Source organism: Methylobacterium sp. Gmos1 (assembly GCF_053764715.1).
Genome location: NZ_JBSNCC010000012.1, coordinates 17,998 through 36,174 on the forward strand (window position 1 = coordinate 17,998; position 18,177 = coordinate 36,174).

Sequence of the window (18,177 nt, forward strand, 5' to 3'; positions counted from 1 at the left end):
CTCGGGGGCCGTCAGGCGGCCGGCACGACGGGGGATGGGTCAGGCAGATGCGAGGGCGAGGCGGCGTAGGCGCGGGCGAGCAGCCGCATCGTGTGCAGGTCGCGCGCGGCCGACCAGGCCTCGCGCCCGGCGGGATCGCGCAAGGAGCGCCCGAAGGCCCGCACCTGCTCCAGGAACGGCGAGGCCTGCGTGTCGAAGGAGAGCGGCATCGTCCCGCCGGTGGCGCCGTCGGTGAAGGTGACGCTGCCGCCCGCCTCCTGGCCCATCGTATCTTGAGCAACCAGCAGCCCCTTGGTGCCGGCGATCTCCAGGCGCCGGCGCGGGAGGGCGTCGGGGCAGTTATAGGCGACGTGCAGGCTCGCCAGCACGCCCGAGCCGGTCCGCCCGATCAGCAGCGCGCCGTCGTCGACCGCGTAATCCTGCGCCCTCGCCTGGGTCAGCGCGGTGACGTCGAGGACCGGCTCGTCGAGCAGAAAGTCGGTCAGGTCGAGGCCGTGGGGGGCGAGGTCCATCAGCGCGCCGCCGCCGGCCTGGGCCTGGTCGATGCGCCAGTTGGCCTGGCCCGGAATCGCCGTCCAGCCCCGGTCGAGCCAGCAGGCATAGACGATGCGGACCGCAGTGACGGTGCCGACCCGCCCGTCGCGGATCTCGTCGCGAAGCAGGCGGTGGGCCGGGTGGTGGCGCTGGTCGAAGGCGGTGCCGTAGAGCGTGCCGGTGCGGGAGACCGCCGCCGCCATCGCCTCGGCGTCCTCCAGCGCCGCCGCCATCGGCTTCTCGCACAGGATCGCCTTGCCGGCATGAGCCAGGGCCTCGACGGCGCCGCGATGCAGGTGGTTGGGGGTCGCGACGTAGACCGCCTCGACCTCCGGCTCGGCGATGAGCCCGGCGAGGTCGGCATGCGCCCGCGCGCCGCGCGCCAGCGCGGCCTCCCGCGCCTCGGCGCCGGGATCGCAGACCGCGACGAGGCGGTGGCCGGCATCCCGGATCGCCGGGGCCATGAAGTCCCGGGCGACCCAGCCGAACCCGACGATGCCCCAGCCGATCGAGTCTCCCATCACCAGCGCTCCGGCAGGTCGACGAACTCGCGGATGCGGGCGCGTTCGATGGTCTCGGGGCTGGCCTCCAAGGTCTCGGGGCCCTCGGAATGCAGCGGATAGGTGGCGCGGGCCGCGTACTCGTCGCGGTAGCGCTCGGAAGGCCAGGCGATGGCGTAGCCCCCGGCCGGGTCGGGCGCGTAGAGCGGGTTGAGCCGCAAGGTCGCGCCTTCCCGCGGCAGGGTCAGCCCGTCGACGAGGGGCCGGGGCGCCGGGCGCATGCCGGGGCCGCAGACGACCGAGAACGCCTCGGCGTGATCGAGGGCGGCCGCTTCCGCCGGCACCGGCGCGCGCGCCTCGACCAGCGCCCGGGTCAATTCGTCGTCGTCGTAGACGAGGCCGTCGGGAAACAGCTCCTCGATCTCGGCTGCCGAGACCGCGTGCCCGGCCGAGAAGCCGGGGCGGGCGCTGTTGTGGACGTGGCTCAGGGCCAGCCAGCCCTCCTCGCCGGCGGTCTTGCGCAAGGCTTCGAGGATGCGGGCCTTCTCGGGCAGGAAGTAGAACGCGTCGTGGCACATCACGAGGTCGACCGGCGCCTGGTCGATCGGCCAGTGCGGGCCGGCGGCGTCGAAGCAGACGAGCTGCGGCCGCTGCCCGGCGACCCAGTGGCGGGCGACCCAGAGCTTGGCGAAGACGACGTCGCCCCCCGACACCCGCACCCCCCGCCCCTGCAACTCGCGCAGGTAGTGGCCGATGCCGCAGGCGAGCTCGAAGGCGCAGAGAGGCTTGTTCCAGTGCGCCTCCAGCAGGGCGAGCCCGGCGAGGTAGGTCGGGTCGGTCCAGCGGTTGACGAAGTAATCGCCGACCCGGCCCCAGCCGAGGCGGGCACAGGCCTCGCGCAGGGACACGTACTTCATCTCGCGCACGAGGTCGCGCAGGGCCGCCGGATCGGCCTTCGGACCGGTCCACCAGTCGTCCTGGTCGGCGAGCAGCAATTCGAGGGCGTGGCCCGGCGCACCCTTGTCGAGGTGCCCCAGCACTTCACCCACCAGGCCCTCGCGCCCGACACGCAGGTAGGGGATGCCGTCGACCACCGGCCAGCGCGGGCCGCGCTTGCCCTCGCGCAGGGAATGGGGCGTGTCGTGGTGCAGCGCCTCGCCGGTGACCGGCGAGAGGAGCCCGAACGGGATCACGGATGCGTTTCCTCGCGGCGCCCGCCCAACAGCAGGCTCTGACGTGAGATAGGGCGCGGGCACGGACGCCCAAGGACGCGCGGACCCCGAACGGCGTCCGCGATCCTCGTCACGGCAGCCGCATGTCGGCGAGCACCCGGTCGTGAAAGCCCTTCACGGGGCCGTCGTGGACCAGCGCCATCTCGCCCAGCACCGTGTCCATGGTGAGCGAGGCCGCCCGCAGGTGCTGGGCGATCTGCAACACCCGGTCGATCACGTCGGCGGCGTGGAAGGCACGGCCCTCCGCCGTGCCGTCATCCGCCAGGATCTTTCGCGAGGAGACGACCGTGGCGCGCAAAGGCGCATCGAGTTCGGCGAGCGCCCGCTCGCTCAAGGTCGCGATCACCGCATCGAGGTGGTCGCCGAGCAGGATCTCGCCGGTGAAGCCGGCATCGGGCATCAGCGCGTTGTGGAGGTGGTGGGCGAGGGCCGCCACGAACACCGTCGTCGGGTCGGCGCCGTAGAACGGGCTCAAGGCGACGCCGTAGGCCGCCACCATCAGGCAGTGCTCGGCGTGGTTCTCCGGCGGCTCGAGCAGGATGCGCGGCTTGCCCGGACAGGTGACGCCGGCCCGCGGCTGGCCGGCCTGGAGCACGGCGAAGTGCGGCAGCGGACCGGGCGTCCAGTCCCGCGGCGCGGCGAGGCAGGCGCGCAGGCGCTGCGCCAGGGCAGGATCGAGCGGGCCCGCCACCTCGTCGAAGCCCCGCACCAGCACGGCTGAGGCCTGATCGGGCGAGAGGCCGGCGACGGAGAGGAAGGCGGCGTCGAGGTCGCCGAGGCGGGAGGCGGCGAGCGCCTTGGCGGTGATGTCGAGGGCGAGCGCCTCCGGGTCGGCCCCGCCGGTCAGCGCCGCCCAGGCCTGGAGGAAGAGGCGCTGGGCGATCGAGCCGTCGCGCCCGGCGGACCGGACGCGCTTGATGTCGTTGAGCTCGACCAGGAGCTCGCGCAGGGGAAGCGGGGCCGTAGCCCCGCCCGCCGAGTCGTTGCTGCCGGCCATCCCTAGTGGACGCCGAGCCAGTCGAGCAGCATGCGCTCCTGCGCGCCGAAGGCGTGCTCGGGGCCGTGGCCGTTCTTGACCATCGGCGCCTTGAAGAACAGCGACAGCTGCTCCTGCACGCCGCCGTCACCGCGCTTCTTGGCGAGATCCAGCACGCGGGCGATCTCGATCACCAGGGGAGCGGCCAGGATCGAGTCCTTGCACAGGAAGTTGATCTTGATCTGCATCCGCTGACCGAGGAAGCCGGTGACGTCGATGTTGTCCCAGGCTTCCTTGTCGTCGCCGCGCGGGCGATAGTAGTGGATGTGGACCAGGTGATCCTCGACCGGATAGCCGAGGATCGAATCCAGCACCGTGCCCTTGGTGTTGAGCTTGGACTGGAGCGAGTCCTTGTCGTTCAGCGCCAGGCCGTCGCGGTTGCCGAGGATGTTGGTGGAGAACCAGCCGTCGACGTGGAGCGCGCGCGACTTGAGCGCGGGCGCCAGCACCGTCTTCATCATCGTCTGGCCGGTCTTGCCGTCCTTGCCGGCGACCGGGACGTTCATCTGCTTGGCCAGATCGACGAGCGCCGGCACGTCGGCGGCGACCGACGGGGTGAAGTTGGCGTAGGGAATGCCGTTCTTGATTGCCGCGTAGGCGTAGAGCATCGCCGGGCTGATCGCCTCGTCGCTGGCGTCGAGGCCGCGCTCGAAGGCGGCCGCCGAGTTCAGCGTCGGGTCGTCGAGGTCGGGCCAGCGCTCGGTCGAGGCGAGGTTGACCACCACCACGTCGTCGACGCCCGATTCCTCGCGGAAGCGCTTGAGGTCGTCGGCGATGCAGTCGACCGCCTCGCGGTGATCCTTGGCGACGATGCGGTTGCCGCCGTCGATGTTCTTGCAGAACTTGGCGCTGCCGACCGCCGGCCACGGCTTCATGCCGTTGAGCACCTGGGCGCCGTTCTCGATGTCCTGCTTGGTGAGCACGCCGTGACCGGTCGCCGCGGCGCCGAGATCGTCACCGTTGAGGTCCCAGCCACCGAAGACGAGATCCTTGTACCCGACCATTCCGGCCACCGCGTGGCCCGCAAGGGGCAGACCGTCGAGACGATTCGAACCGGACTTGATCATCTCGATGCCGGCGATGGCGGTGGTGGCGACAGCCCCACCCATGCCGACGAAAGCGACGCCAACGCGCCGACCGGGCTGCATGCTCATCGGTAGGGTTTGTCCTCTTCATGGCCCGCGGACCCCGGACGGGGCGCCGGGGCAATCGTTCGCCCACTCCGCGTGGCGACTGGAAATGCCCCGGGACGTGTTTGGTTCCGGCTCTTGCGCGATTTTTTCGTGCCCTCGCGGTCGGCCGGGACGACCCGCCGGGCTCGCGCGCAACGCCTCGTTAACCATCCCGAGAGAAACGGTGCCGCAAAATGACCTCACGGCTCGCCGCGGCCTCGTCCCATTCTGGACACACCGGACGGCCAGAGGTGCCGGCGAGCGAAGCACGAAACACGGCGCGGCCCTCCAGGACAGGACCCGTGCCAAGGACAAAAGGTTGGAGATGGGGGTTTACCCGGAGCCGGCGCCCCGCGCCGACGACGCTGGCCGACTCGTGCCCGAGACGGGCACCGACACCATCCGCTGGCTCGATGCCCGCGAAGGCCACCATTCCGTAGCGCGCGGCCGGGCCCTGTCCCTGACCGCCTCGCTCGGCCGCAAGGCTGCCGCCGTGCTCGCCGTCGGCGTCGCCTTCGCGGCCTGCCTGCCGCAGGACGCCGTCGCCCCGGCGGCGGAGGCGCATGACCGGATCGACTTCTCCGCCCCCCGCCCGCCGGCGTCCCGCGGCGTGACGCCGGACTGGCAGGGCCCGGCGCCGGCCGAGGAGACCCCGAGCACGACGGCGCTGATCCGCGACGACCTCGAGCGCCTGCGGGCCGAGATGCGGGAGACGGTGCCGGCGCTGACCGCGCCGGACGAGGCGGCCGGGACCGCATCGGCCCGGGAGGCCGCGTTGCCGCAAGGATCCCCCGCGGCGCAGGAGCCTTCCCCGGTGCAGGAATCCCCCTCCGCTCAGGACCTCCCCTCGACGCAGGAGATCCGCCCGACGCCGGAGGCGTCGCTGTCTCAGGACGCCCTCGCGTTCGACGAGATCTCCCTGCCGGAGGTCACGGCGCTTCCCGAGGTGACCGCCGACGGCCGGGTGGTCTTCGGCGACAAGAAGGTACCGCAGGCCCTGGTCGAGACCATCGTGCGGGCCGCCCGCGAGACCGAGACCGACCCGGTCTACCTGATGGCGCTCGCCGACAAGGAATCGAGCTTCCAGCCGAGCGTGCGGGCCGCGACCTCGACGGCGGAGGGGCTGTTCCAGTTCCTCACCGGCACCTGGCTCGAATTGCTGCGCAGCTTCGGCGCCAAGCACGGCTACGCCGCCGAGGCGGAGATGATCGAGAAGCGCGGCGGCACGCTGGTGGTGCTCAAGGAGGCCGACCGGCGCCGGGTGCTGGCCCTGCGGCGCGACCCCTACGTGGCGAGCCTGATGGCCGGCGAGATGATGAAGCGCGACCGCTCGCGGGTCGAGCAGCGCCTCGGGCGCGACCTGACCACGACGGAATGCTACTTCGCCCATTTCCTGGGCGCCGCGAGCGCCGGCAAGTTCATGGAGTTGACGGCGGAGAAGCCGCACCAGCCGGCCCAGGCCTCGTTCCGGGCGGCCGCGAAGGCCAATCGCAGCCTGTTCTTTCGTCGCGAAGGCCGGAAGACGCGCAGCCTGACGGTCGCCGAGGTCTATGATCGACTCGACGGCATGATCGACCAGCGCCTCGACCTGTACCAGCCGGTCGTGGCATTCGTGGAGCAGATCGACACGCGCCGCCCGAGCGATGCCCCGCCCGCGGCCCTGAGCCAGCTGCCCTGATTTTCACACCCTGGGCCTCAACTTGAGCGAAGCGGCCGTGGGGACGGCGCACGGGAAGGACGGCCCGTCGCCTCTGGACACTGCGACAACGTCGGATGCGCCGACCGGTTCCGGCTCGTTCGCGATTTTTTAACCGGCCTTCCGGATCGGCTCGTGCTCCCGCACCGGCAGCTGGAAATAGAGGTGGGCGACGCCCGGCAGGCCGTGGCGGATGGCGGCCCGCAGGTCATGGATCGCGCGGCGCAGCTCCTCGCCGGAGAGGCCCGGGGCGAGGTCGAGGGTGACGGCGAGCAGCACCGTGCCGGGGCCGAGCTGAAGGCTGCGCATCCGCTCGATCCGCACCACCCGGGGATCGGCCGCGAGGATCGCCTTCGCCTGCTCGATCACCCGCGGCGAGGCGCTCTCGCCGGTGAGCAGGCTGCGGGTCTCGCGAAACAGCACGCCGGCGGTCGCGATGAGCAGGCAGCCGATCGCCACCGAGGCGACGCCGTCGCCGTGCGGCCAGCCGAAGAAGCCGCTGGCGACGACGCCGACGAGCGCCAGGCCGAGTCCGATCAGCGCCGCCCCGTCCTCCAGGATGATCGCGAAGGTGCCCGGGTCCTTGCTGCGGGTGACCGCGGTCCAGAGCGATTCGCGGGCAAAGCGCGCCCGCATCTCGCGGCGCGCCGTGCGGAACGACAGCCCCTCGAAGACGCCCGACAGCACGATCACCCCGACATTGACCCACGGCGCCGTCATCGGCTCGGGATGGTGGAGCTTCTCGACGCCCTCGTAGACCGCGTAGGCGCCGCCGAGGGTGAAGATCAGCAGTGCGACGACGAAGGACCAGAAGTACAATTCCAGCCCGTGCCCGAAATTGTGGCTGTCGTCGGGAGGCCGCGCCGCGCGCCGCATCCCGTAGAGCAGCAGGCCCTGGTTGCCGGTATCGACGAAGGAATGCACCGCTTCCGTGAACATCGCCCCCGACCCGGTATAGGAGGCGGCCGCGAGCTTGGTGACCGCGATGGCGAGGTTGCCGGCCAGTGCGGCGTAGACGACGAGCTTCGATCCCGTTGGGGCCAAGGTTTCGGTATCCTGGATCTGCGTGTATCGAGCCGGCGGTTCCGACACCCTCCGCGTCATCCCGGGGCCGTGGAGGGGAGACAGCTCCGTCCTCAATGCCCGCCCACCGGCGCCTCCCCGCCCCGCTTCACGTTCTTGAGGATCATCGCGAGCGGCACCGCGCAGGCCGAGACCATGGCGAGCGCCCAGAACACGTCGATATAGGCGAGGAAGGCGGACTGGGTCTGGACCTGCTGCCCGATCCAGGCGATCGCCTGGTTCTGCGCGTCGACCGTGCTGGCGCCGCGGGTGGAGAAGAACTGCGTCGCGGCGCGCAGGGCCTCCTGGTAGGCCGGCTCCGAGGGGACGACGTGCTCGACGAGCCGGCTGGTGTGGAATTGCTGGCGGTAGGCCAGGATGTTCTGGGCGAGCGACACGCCCATCGAGCCGCCGACGTTGCGGGCGACGTTGATCAGCGCCGAGGCCTGGTCGGTCTGATCCTTGGTGATCCCCTCGTAGGAGGCGGCGGTGATCGACAGGAAGATCATCGGCAGGCCGATACCGATATAGACGCGCGACCAGACGAAGAAGCCGAAGTTCAGATCGCCGTAGAGGTTGGTGAGGTCGTACATCGCGAAGGCGATGATGGTGGCGCCGGTGGCGATCAGGTACTTGGGCTGGACGTAGCCCGAGACCCGGCCGATCACGAACATCATCACGCAGGTGACGACGCCGCCGGGCGAGAGCGCCAGGCCGGCCCAGGTGGCGGTGTAGCCGAAGTAATCCTGGAGGAGCTGCGGCAGGAACTGCGTCGTGGCGATCAGGATGGCGCCGGTGGCGAGCATCACCAGGAAGCACGAGCCGAACTGGCGCTGGCCGAGCAGGCGCAGGTCGACGACCGGGTTCTTGTGGTTCAGCTCCCACGGGATCATCGCCACGAACGACACCACCGCCACGCAGGCGAAGATGATGATCATGCTCGAGCCGAACCAGTCCTTGCGCTGGCCCTCGTCGAGGACGACCTCGAGCGAGCCGAGGAAGGTCGCCACCAGGACGAAGCCGACGATGTCGAAGCGCACGCCCTCGCGGCGCAGGCGCTTCCGCTCCTCGATCGCCGATTTCGGGTCCTGCACCAGCCACCAGATCAGGAACAGCGCGATGGCGCCGACGGGTGCGTTGATGAGGAAGCACCAGTGCCAGGAATACTGGTCGGAGAGCCAGCCGCCGAGCGTCGGCCCGACGACGGGCGCCACCACGATGGCGACGCCGTAGAGGGCGAAAGCCTGGCCGCGCTTCTCCGGCGGGAAGGAATCCGCCAGGATCGACTGCGCCAGCGGTGCCATGCCGCCGCCGCCCAGGCCCTGGAGCACCCGGAAGAACAGCAGCGATTCGAGGCTCCAGGCGAAGCCGCACAGGATCGACGAAACCGTGAAGAGCGCGATCGCCGCCATGAAGAAGGCTTTTCGCCCGTAGCGCTTGGCGAGGAAGCTCGACGCGGTGAGCACGATCGCGTTGGCGACGAGGTAGCTCGTCACCACCCAGGCCGCCTCGTCGGGGCCGACCGCGAGCCCGCCCGAGATGTAGCGCAAAGCCACGTTGGCGATGGTGGTGTCGAGCACCTCCATGAAGGTGGCGATCGCCACCACCATGGCGATGATCCACGGGTTGTGGTCGCCGGCGGCGCTGTCGGCGGGGTTCTGACCGCTCACGGCACCATCTCCGGGCTAGCGGACGCGCACCGTCGGCACGATCGACATGCCGGGGCCGATCGAGACGTCCTGCGGCCAGTTCTCGACCGTGATCTTCACCGGCACGCGCTGCACCACCTTGACGTAGTTGCCGGTGGCGTTCTCGGCCGGCAGCAGGCTGAAGGCGGTGCCCGAGCCCGGCTGCACCGAATCGACCTTGCCGGTGATCTTGTGGTCCGGATAGGCGTCGATCTCGACGTCGACCGACTGGCCGGGGCGCATGTCGGTGATCTGGGTCTCCTTGAAGTTCGCCGTGACCCAGATGTCGTCCGGCACGAACATGCTGAGCGCCTGGCCGGCCTGGGCGAACTGCCCGACCGCGCCGGTGAGGCGCACCACGCGGCCCGCCTGCGCGGTGGTGACCGTCGTGTAGGCGAGGTTGAGCCTCGCCTGCGCCTCCTGGGCGCGGGCCTGGGCGAGGCTCGCCTCGGCCCCGGCGCGCTGCGCCTGGAGCGAGCCGATCTGGCGCTGCGCCACCGTCACGGCGGCGTTCGAGCGGTCGACGTTGGCCTGCTGCTGCTGGAGGTTCGAGGTCGATTGCTGCGATTGCTGCACCGAGCCGGCGCCGCGCTGGGCGAGGTCCTGGTAGCGGGCGGCGTCCTGCTTGGCGAATTGCAGCGCGGCCTTCGCCTGCTCGACCTGGGCCTTGGCCTCCTGGATGCTCCCCTGCTGCGCCTGGATCTGCGCGTCGAAGCCCTGGATCTGGGCCTGGGCCGACTGGATCTGCGCCTGCGCCTGCTGGAGCGCCACCTCGTAGTCGCGCTTGTCGATCTGGAACAGCACCGCGCCGGCCTCGACGTGCTGGTTGTCGGTCACCGGCACGGCGGTGACGTAGCCCGACACCTTCGGCGAGACCGCGAACTGGCGCGCGTCGACGAAGGCGTCGTCGGTGCTCTCAAAGGGATGGATGAAGGTCAGCCAGTACCAGTAGCCGCCGGCCGCGGCGACCAGGAGAAGAACCGCCCCGAGGACGAACCAGAGCGGATGGCGCTTGATCAGGCTCGGCTTCTTCTGCTCGGCCTCGTCGTCCTGTTCGTCGGATTGCTTGTCCTTGCCGTCCTGGTCTTTGCCCTCGGCCTCGTCCTGCGGCGTGTGCTCGCGCAGGGCGCGGGTGTTCTCCCACAGGGCGCGCGTGTTCTCGTCGCGCGCCGAGTCCTCCCGCGAAAAGTCCTCTCGCGCCGAGTCATTTCGCGCCACGACGGGCGCCGGCGCGTCCCGCCCCACAGGGGCCTCCGCCCGCGACTGATCGTCCAGCATGTCGTGAATTCCACGCGACGGTCCAACCGGACCGGGCAAGGCGCCCGCCTCGGCCTGGGAGACGCCCGGGCGCGGGCACCGGTTCCGCAATGCGGCAAAAAAGTCCGCGCGACCCCGGGATGAATTCTCGTCACCGGCCGTCCGCAGCGGCTCCGCTGCCGATCCGTGGAACAGCCACGCTCGGCGGACGTTGACGCGTGAATAGCGGGGCCTTTCGCGACAGCCCACTGCGCGTCGTCCTGGAGGATATTGCCATGAGTACTGGTACGCCGCTGCCTAATACCAATCCTGGCGTCTCGTCTCCCTACGGCTCGCCGCCCGATCCGCTCGCGCGCCTGACCGCGATGAGCGCGGTGCTCGCCCGCAACTGGTGGTTGATCGCGCTCCGCGGCGCCTTCGCGATCCTGTTCGGGATCGTGGCCCTGATCGCGCCGGGCGCCACGCTGCTGACCCTGGTGATCTTCTTCTCGGCCTACATGCTGGTCGACGGCATCGCCGAGATCGTGGCGGCGGTGCGGGCGGCGGAGCGGCACGAGCGCTGGGGCTACCTGCTCGCCGCCGGCCTCCTCAACATCCTGGTCGGGGTGCTGGCCTTCCTGATGCCGGGCAGCACGCTCGTCGCCTTCGTCTACCTCATCGCCGCCTGGGCGCTGGTGACCGGCGGCCTGATGATCGCCGCGGCGTTCCGGCTCCACCTCGACCACGGCCGCTGGTGGCTGGCGATCGGCGGGGTGCTCTCGGTGCTGTTCGCGATCGCGCTGATCGCGAGCCCGATCCTGTCTCTGCTGGTTCTGACCTACTGGATGGGCGGCTACGCCATCGCCTTCGGGGTGTTCATGCTGATCCTGGCCTTCCGGCTGAGGAGCCGGTTCGTCGCGACGGGCACGCCGGGCGGGTCGATGCGGCCGGTGTGACGCGACACCCTCCCCTCCCCCTCTGCGGGGGAGGGTTTCAGGCGCGGCGTGCTGCGACAGGTCTACGCCGCCTCCGTCCCCACCGCCGCGAGCGCGAAGGCGTAGATCAGCGCCACCTCCTCCAGACGGTCGAACCGGCCCGCCGCCCCGCCGTGGCCGGCCTCCATGTTGGTGCGCAGCAGGACTGGGCCGCCCCCGGTCATCGTGGCGCGCAGGCGCGCCACCCACTTCGCCGGCTCCCAGTAGGTCACCCGCGGGTCGGTGAGGCCGCCGAGCGCCAGGATCGCCGGGTAGGCCTTAGGCACGACGTTGTCGTAGGGCGAGTAGGACAGGATGGTCTCGAACGCCTGGAGGTCGGCGCCCGGGTTGCCCCATTCGGGCCATTCCGGCGGGGTGAGCGGCAGGTCGCCGTCGAGCATGGTGTTGAGCACGTCGACGAAGGGCACGTCGGCGACGATGCCGGCGAACAGCTCCGGTGCGAGGTTCGCCACCGCCCCCATCAGCATGCCGCCGGCGCTGCCGCCATGGGCGACGATGCGGCCTACCCCGGTGTAGCGCGCCTCGATCAGCGCGCGCGCGCAGGCGACGAAATCCGTGAAGGTGTTGGGCTTCTTCTCGCGCTTGCCGTCGAGGTACCAGCGCCAGCCCTTCTCGGTGCCGCCGCGGACATGCGCGATGGCGTAGACGAAGCCGCGATCGACGAGCGAGAGCGGGTTGGTGCGGAAGGCCGCCGACATCAGCGAGCCGTAGGAGCCGTAGCCGTAGAGCAGCAGCGGCGCGGTGCCGTCGAGCGGCGTATCGCGCCGGTGCATGAGCGAGACCGGCACCTGCTCCCCGTCCGGCGCGGTCGCGAACAGGCGGCGGGTGACGTAGGACGCCGGGTCGTGGCCGCTCGGCACGTCCTGGCGCTTGCGCAAGGTCCGCTCGCGGGTGGTCGCGTGGTAGTCGTAGGTCTCCGCCGGCGTCGTCATCGACGAGTAGGTGAAGCGGATCAGATCCGTGTCGAAGGCGTGGCCCGGCGACAGCCCGAGCGAGTAGGCTTCTTCCGCGAAGGCGACCGTATGCTCGGCGCCGCTCTCGGCGTCGCGCACGATCAGGCGGGGCCGGGCGTTCTCCAGCTCCAGCCGCACGAGGTGGCGCGCCAGCACGTGCTGGAACCGGATCATCACGCCGGCCCGGTGCGGGATCAGGTCGCGCCAGTTCGCCCGGCCCGGGCGATCGAGCGGCGCCACCGCGATCTTGAAGTCCTCGGCGCCGTCGGCGTTGGTGAGCACGAACAACTCGTCGCCCCGATGCTCGACCGAGTAGATCAGCTTGTGCTCCCGCGGCGCCACGACTCGCAGGGGGCCGTGGGGCTTCGCCCGGTCGGCGAGGTGGACCTCGGAGGTCTCGTGGTCGTTCGCCGTCACCATCAGGTAGGCGCCGGACTGGGTCTCGCCGATGCCGACGAAGAAGCCGGCGTCGCTCTCCTCGTAGATCGTTTCGTCGTCGCTCTGCGGCGTGCCGAGACGGTGCAGCATCACGGTGGCGGGGCGGTGGTTCTCGTCGACCGCGACGTACCAGAAGGCACGGCCGTCGGCGCTCCACACCACGTCGCCGGTGGTGGCGAGCACCCGGTCGTCGCGATCCTGGCCGGTCGCGAGGTCGCGGACCCGGATGGTGTAGAGCTCGGAGCCCTTGGTGTCGGCGCTCCAGGCCACCAGCGCGTGGTCGTCGGAATGGGCGGCGCCCTCCAGGCTGAAGAAGGCGTGCCCCTCCCCCTCCCGGTCGCCGTCGATCAGGATCTGCTCGAAGATCTCCTGGCCCTCACCCGCCAGGTCCCCGACGAGGCCGGGGGCCACGCGGTCGGCCGGGCGGCGGCAGACCAGCGGGTGCTGCCCGCCCTCGCGGTAGCGGGTGTAGTAGGCGAAGGGGCCGTCGCGATCCGGCACGCTGCCGTCGTCCTCGCGGATGCGCCCGCGCATCTCGGCCACCAGCGTCTCGCGCAAGCGCGCGGTGCCGGCGAGCGCGGCGTCCGCATAGGCGTTCTCGGCGCTCAGGAGATCGCGGATCTCCGCCGGCAGGGCGGAGGGGTCCTTGAGCACGTCCTTCCAGTTCTCCGCCTTGAGCCAGGCATAGGGGTCGGTCACCGCGCGGCCGTGGACCGTGACGGTGACGGGCCGGACAGGCGCCGTCGGCGCGGCGGCGGGCGGGCTCAGGCGAAGGGTCATGCGGCTCCCCGGGAGGTGACTGTCACGGCGGATGTGCCGTCCCGGGGCCGCCGCCGCAAGATTTGGCAAAGGGCACGGGCGGGCAAAGGGAGAGACGGCGTTACGCCGCCGCGGCGACGCCCTCGGCATCGGCCCGGATGCGGTCCATCATCGCCCGGGCGCCGTTCGAGCGCTGCGCCGTCAGGTGCTCGGAGAGGCCGAGCTTCTGGAACAGCCCGAGGGCGTCGGCCCGGGCGGCGTCCGTGGCGGTGCGGCCGTCGAAGAACGCGATCAGCACCGCGACCACGCCCTTGGTGATGTGGGCGTCGCTGTCGCCGAGGAAGTGCAGCCGCGGCTCGGGGCCGGAGCGGTCGACCTTCGTCTCGAGCCAGACCTGGCTGACGCAGCCGCGCACCCGGTTGGCCTCGTTGTGGGCCTCCTCGGGCAGGGGCGGCAGCTTGCGGCCGAGCTCCATCAGGTACTGATGGCGGTCGTCCCACTCGTCCAGGAACTCGAAGTTGGAGACGATCTCGTCGATGGGCGGCAGCATGGGACCCGGAGGAATCGTTGCGGAGTGGAGACCCGGCATATAGGCGTGCGGGCGCCCACCCGCCACCGTGCCATGGAGCTTCCGGAGTTGCCTCCCGGATCCGGCGTCACCGATAGCCGGCCGCCTGGAGCTCGAACAACTCGGCATAGCGCCCGCCCGCCGCCACCAGCTCCGCGTGCGTGCCCTCCTCCAGCACCCGGCCGCCGGCCAGGACCACGATCCGGTCGGCCCGGCGCACGGTGGAGAAGCGGTGCGAGATGAGGAGCGCGGTGCGCCCCGCCGCGAGGTCGCCGAAGCGGCGAAAGACCTCGGCCTCCGCCCCGGCATCGAGGGCCGCCGTCGGCTCGTCGAGGACCAGCACGGCCGCGTCGCGCCGGTAGGCCCGGGCGATCGCGACCTTCTGCCACTCGCCGCCCGACAGCTCGACCCCGTCCTCGAAGCGCCGGCCGAGGCGCTGGTCGTACGTGCCCGGCAGCCGCTCGATCACCGCGTCGGCGAGGGCCCGCCGGGCGGCGGCCGCGATCCCCTCCCGGTCCGCCCGCGCCTCGATCCGCCCGACCGCGATGTTGTCGCTCGCCGTGAAGTCGAAGCGCATGAAGTCCTGGAAGATCACGCCGATGCGGGCGCGTAAGGACGCGATGTCGTACTCGGCGAGGTCGCGGCCATCGAGCAGGATGCGCCCCTCCGTCGGCGCGTAGAGCCGGGCGAGGAGCTTGACGATCGTGGTCTTGCCGGCGCCGTTCTCGCCCACCAGCGCCACCACCTCGCCGGCCCGGATGTGCAGGCACAGATGGCGCACCGCCCAGCGCTCCTCGCCGGGATAGCGGTAGCCGACATCCTCGAACACGAAGCCCTCGCGCAGGCGCTCGGGCACCGCCCGCCCCCCTGACCGGATGGTCGGCGCGATGGTGAAGAACGAGAACAGGTCGTCGAGGTACTGCGCCTGGCCGAGCAGCTGCGAGGCGCCGAGCAGCAGCCCCTCGACGAGGCCGCGCAGGCGCAGGAAGGCGCCGCCCAGGAAGGTGAGGTCGCCGACGGTGAGCGTGCCGGCGAGCGCTTCGCCGGCGATGACGAGGTAGGCGGCGTAGTAGGCGAGCGTGCCGAGGCTCGCGAAGGCGCCGCCGGCGAGCGCCCGGTGCCGGGCCAGTTCCCGGTTCTCGGCGAGCAGCCGGCCGGCGAGGTCGCGAAACCGGTCCGAGAGGTGGGAGGCGAGGCCGAACAGCTTCACCTCCTTGGCGCTGTGCGCGTCGGCGCCGAGGTAGCGCAGGTAGTCGGTCTCGCGCCGGTCCGGGCTGCGGCGCCAGGCGAGGCGATAGCCGCGGGCGTTGAAGTGCAGCTCGTTGAGGAAGGCCGGGATCAGGGCGAGCACCAGGAGCAGCACCAGCCCGGGCAGCATCGTGCCGACCGCGGCCGCCAGGGTGATGGCGGTCACGAGGTCCTGGAGCTGGCCGAGCAGCTGGCCGATCAGGTTCGAGCGCCACGCGACCTGGCGCCGGGCCCGCTCGAGCTGGTCCTGCACCGCGCTGTCCTCGAACTGCTCGAGGTCGAGGGCGGCGGCATGCGCCATCAGGCGCAGGGTGGTGGCGTTGCCGACTTTTTCCGCCAGCACCCCGTCGACGTACGAGGTCGCCCGCCCGAGCAGGTCCGAGACGATCGCGAGCCCGAGCTCGATGCCGACGAGGAGCCCGACATGGTGCAGCCGCGGATCGGCGAGCCAGCCCTCCGCCGGCGGCGGCCCGGCGCGCCCCGCCACCACGGCATCGACCACGAGCTTGGCGACGTAGAGCATCAGGGCCGGCAGCCCGGCGCGCAGGAGGCGCAAGGTCAGGCTCGCGAGGGTGAGCCGCGGATCGGTCGCGAAGGCGAGGCGGAACAGGGCGGGTAGGTGGCGCAAGGCCCCGAGCCGGGCGCTCGCGGCGCGGCGCCAGGCGGTGAGGCGGCTGTCGGCGGGGATGTCCATCGGGGAGATATAGGCGGGCGAGGCGCCGCGGCCCGGACCCCGGGACCACACACCCAAGCGGATGTCGCCGAAGTGGTTGCCGGTTCGGCGCCAGAAATCTGCGGCACAACAAGAACCTGAGCGGACGAAGCGTTGGCCTGCCAACGCTTCGTCCGCTTAGACCTGGAACTCCCGGTCCACTGGCACCTGCATGCCGGTGACGAGGGCGTTGGTCGTGTTCGCCATGCCGATCACCGCCAGCAACTCGCCGTACTGCGCCTCGGTCATGCCCTTGGCCCGCGCCGCGGCGGTGTGGGAGTGGATGCAGTAGCTGCAGCCGTTGGCGGTCGAGACCGCGATGTAGATCAGTTCCTTCGTCAGCGGATCGAGGGCGCCGTCGGCGGCCATCACCTGCTTCAGGTCGGCCCAGGTCCGCTCCAGCACCGCCGGCTGGTTGGCGAGCGCGCGCCAGAAATTGTTGATGAAGTCGGAGCGCCGCGCCGCCCGGATGTCGTCGAACACCGCCTTGACGCGGGGGTCGGCCTCCGCCTCCGCGTCGCTCCAGAGTTTCACGGTCGCCATGCTCGCTCCTCCCGGTGGGGCGCGCAGAATCGATCAGCCGGCGGCCGGCGTCGAGAGGGTCAGCGCCGCGCCGCCGCGTCGAAGCCGTCCGGCACCCGGCCCGAGGGGGTGGCGAGCGCGTAGGCGCCGCGGGCGAGGAAGCGGCCGGAGCCCGGCTCGGCCAGGACCTCGCCGTCGCGCACCGCGACCTCGCCGCGCCGGATGGTCATGGTGGGCGCGCCTTTCAGGCGCATCCCCTCCCACGGCGTGTAGTCGATGGCGTGGTGCAGGTCGGCGTTGGTCAGGACCCGCTCGGTATCGGGGTTCCACAAGACCAGGTCGGCGTCGGCGCCGGGCGCCAGCGTGCCCTTGCGGCCGGCGAGCCCGAACAGGCGGGCGGCGTTGGTCGAGGTCAGGCGCACGAAGGTCGGCAGGTCGATCCGCCCGGCCGAGACGCCCTCGGAGAACAGCACCGGCAGCCGGGTCTCGATGCCCGGCACGCCGTTCGGGATCGCGTTGAAGGCCGGCATCCCGTCGGGCCGGGCCCCCGCCCCGCCCTGGCCGTAGCCGCTCGAGCCCGGATCGCGCTTGGCGGTGGCGAAGGAGAAGCCGCAATGGTCGGACGAGACGACGTCGAGGGTGCCCTCGCGGATGCGCGCCCAGATCCGCTCGGATTCGCCCGGCGCCCGCAGGGCCGGCGAGCACACCACCTTGGCGCCCTCGAAATCGGGCTTGGCGAGGTCGTCGGTGGACAGCGTCAGGTATTGCGGGCAGGTCTCGCCCCAGACCTTCACGCCGCGCGCCCGCGCCCGGGCGATTTCTTCTGCCGCCTCGTCGCAGGAGACGTGGAAGACCTGGATCGGCTGGTCGACGAGCTCGGCGAGCGCGATGGCGCGGTGGGTCGCCTCGCGCTCGACCACCGGCGGGCGGGCCCAGGCGTGCTGGAGCGGATCGGTGAGGCCGGCGTCGAGCAGCGCGCGGATGCGCCAGCCGATGGCGTCGTAGTTCTCGCAATGCACCGTCACGAAGGCGCCCAGCCGCCGGGCGGTCGCCAGAACCTCGAGGAACTGGCCGTCGGTGAGGCGCAACGGATCGTAGGTCAGGAAGACCTTGAGGCTGCGGATGCCGCGGGCGACGAGCGCCGGCACCTCGCGCTCCAGCACGTCCGGCGTCGGGTCGGTGATGATCTGGTGGAAGCTGTAATCGGCGCGGGAGGCCCGGGCGCGGGCCTCGTAGTCGGTCGCCGTCGCGGCGATCGGGTGGCCCTTCCATTGCGGCACGAAGCAGATGAACGAGGTGGTGCCGCCGGCAAGCGCCGCGGCCGAGCCGCTGGCGAAGCTCTCCTCCTGCACGCCGCCGCCCTCGGAGGGCTCCTCGATGTGGCAATGCGGGTCGAGGCCGCCGGGCGTGACGACGAGGCCCCTGGCATCGATCTCCTCGAAGCCCCGCCGCAGGTTCCGGCCGAGTGCCGCGATCACCCCGTCGCGCACGCCGAGATCGCCCTCGAACACCTCGGCCGGGCCGGCGAGCGTCGCGCCGCGCACCACCAGGTCGTAGTCGAAATCGTGGCTCGGCATCGAAAGGCCCTCCCTAGTTGCGAGCGGTGTAGGAACCGCCCCGGAGGGCTGTCAATTCGGGCGCCGGCGGCGATGGCTCGGGGTGCCGGGGGTTTGCGCAGGGCGCCCGCAATTCGGGCGGGGACGCCGGATCCGTGCCCGCGCCGGCGGCACATGACCCAATGGCCGGTTTGACAAGATTTTCGGGCCAGCGGACAAAGACGGCGCCGCAGAGGTTACCGGCCGCGCTCGCGCCGGGGGACATCCCGC

Annotated in this window: 14 protein-coding genes; 2 read left to right on the plus strand and 12 right to left on the minus strand. The window is 71.4% G+C overall.

Annotated features, from left to right (window positions below):
- Nucleotides 1-11: 11 nt before the first annotated feature.
- The 4 genes from ACS5PV_RS21070 to ACS5PV_RS21085 form a co-directional block, all read right to left on the minus strand.
- Nucleotides 12-1,055, minus strand: a complete 1,044-nt coding sequence (locus tag ACS5PV_RS21070) for a Gfo/Idh/MocA family protein (RefSeq protein ID WP_455397301.1) — start codon at nucleotides 1,053-1,055, stop codon at nucleotides 12-14.
- A complete protein-coding gene (locus ACS5PV_RS21075) occupies nucleotides 1,055-2,227 on the minus strand; it encodes a class I SAM-dependent methyltransferase (protein ID WP_455397302.1) in 1,173 nt (390 codons plus the stop codon). Before ACS5PV_RS21075 ends, ACS5PV_RS21070 begins: the two co-directional genes overlap by 1 nt.
- Before the next feature lie 109 nt (nucleotides 2,228-2,336).
- Complete coding sequence (locus ACS5PV_RS21080; protein WP_455397303.1) at nucleotides 2,337-3,263, minus strand: hypothetical protein; 927 nt, start codon at nucleotides 3,261-3,263, stop codon at nucleotides 2,337-2,339.
- Nucleotides 3,264-3,265: 2 nt separating this feature from the next.
- Nucleotides 3,266-4,456: an inositol-3-phosphate synthase gene (locus ACS5PV_RS21085; protein ID WP_455397304.1), complete on the minus strand. Its 1,191-nt coding sequence runs from the start codon at nucleotides 4,454-4,456 to the stop codon at nucleotides 3,266-3,268.
- 343 nt (nucleotides 4,457-4,799) lie between these two features.
- Here ACS5PV_RS21085 and ACS5PV_RS21090 point away from each other — a divergent pair, with 343 nt between their 5' ends.
- Nucleotides 4,800-6,152 (plus strand): transglycosylase SLT domain-containing protein, encoded by a 1,353-nt coding sequence (locus ACS5PV_RS21090; RefSeq protein WP_455397305.1) that lies wholly within the window; start codon nucleotides 4,800-4,802, stop codon nucleotides 6,150-6,152.
- A gap of 129 nt (nucleotides 6,153-6,281) precedes the next feature.
- Here ACS5PV_RS21090 and ACS5PV_RS21095 read toward each other — a convergent pair whose 3' ends face one another.
- The 3 genes from ACS5PV_RS21095 to ACS5PV_RS21105 form a co-directional block, all read right to left on the minus strand.
- On the minus strand, nucleotides 6,282-7,214 hold the full coding sequence (locus tag ACS5PV_RS21095; protein WP_455397306.1) for a cation diffusion facilitator family transporter: 933 nt from the start codon (nucleotides 7,212-7,214) through the stop codon (nucleotides 6,282-6,284).
- A gap of 92 nt (nucleotides 7,215-7,306) precedes the next feature.
- A complete protein-coding gene (locus tag ACS5PV_RS21100) occupies nucleotides 7,307-8,842 on the minus strand; it encodes a DHA2 family efflux MFS transporter permease subunit (protein WP_455397453.1) in 1,536 nt (511 codons plus the stop codon).
- A gap of 75 nt (nucleotides 8,843-8,917) precedes the next feature.
- The gene (locus ACS5PV_RS21105; RefSeq protein ID WP_455397307.1) at nucleotides 8,918-10,198 is read right to left on the minus strand and encodes an efflux RND transporter periplasmic adaptor subunit; all 1,281 of its coding nucleotides are present in this window, start codon (nucleotides 10,196-10,198) and stop codon (nucleotides 8,918-8,920) included.
- Between the two features lie 254 nt (nucleotides 10,199-10,452).
- Between ACS5PV_RS21105 and ACS5PV_RS21110 the strand changes: the two genes are divergently transcribed.
- Nucleotides 10,453-11,112 (plus strand): HdeD family acid-resistance protein, encoded by a 660-nt coding sequence (locus ACS5PV_RS21110; RefSeq protein WP_455397308.1) that lies wholly within the window; start codon nucleotides 10,453-10,455, stop codon nucleotides 11,110-11,112.
- A gap of 62 nt (nucleotides 11,113-11,174) precedes the next feature.
- Here the strand turns inward: ACS5PV_RS21110 and ACS5PV_RS21115 are convergent, their stop codons facing one another.
- From ACS5PV_RS21115 to hydA, 5 genes are all read right to left on the minus strand, one after another.
- Nucleotides 11,175-13,322 carry a S9 family peptidase gene (locus tag ACS5PV_RS21115; RefSeq protein WP_455397309.1) on the minus strand — a complete coding sequence of 716 codons (2,148 nt, stop codon included), beginning with the start codon at nucleotides 13,320-13,322 and terminating at the stop codon, nucleotides 11,175-11,177.
- A 100-nt stretch (nucleotides 13,323-13,422) separates the two neighbouring features.
- On the minus strand, nucleotides 13,423-13,851 hold the full coding sequence (locus tag ACS5PV_RS21120) for a SufE family protein (protein ID WP_455397310.1): 429 nt from the start codon (nucleotides 13,849-13,851) through the stop codon (nucleotides 13,423-13,425).
- A gap of 106 nt (nucleotides 13,852-13,957) precedes the next feature.
- On the minus strand, nucleotides 13,958-15,811 hold the full coding sequence (locus ACS5PV_RS21125; protein WP_455397311.1) for an ABC transporter ATP-binding protein: 1,854 nt from the start codon (nucleotides 15,809-15,811) through the stop codon (nucleotides 13,958-13,960).
- A 156-nt stretch (nucleotides 15,812-15,967) separates the two neighbouring features.
- Nucleotides 15,968-16,372, minus strand: coding sequence for a carboxymuconolactone decarboxylase family protein (locus ACS5PV_RS21130; RefSeq protein WP_455397312.1), 405 nt, complete (start codon nucleotides 16,370-16,372; stop codon nucleotides 15,968-15,970).
- 59 nt (nucleotides 16,373-16,431) lie between these two features.
- Complete coding sequence (gene hydA / locus ACS5PV_RS21135) at nucleotides 16,432-17,928, minus strand: dihydropyrimidinase (RefSeq protein ID WP_455397313.1); 1,497 nt, start codon at nucleotides 17,926-17,928, stop codon at nucleotides 16,432-16,434.
- Nucleotides 17,929-18,177 lie beyond the last annotated feature (249 nt).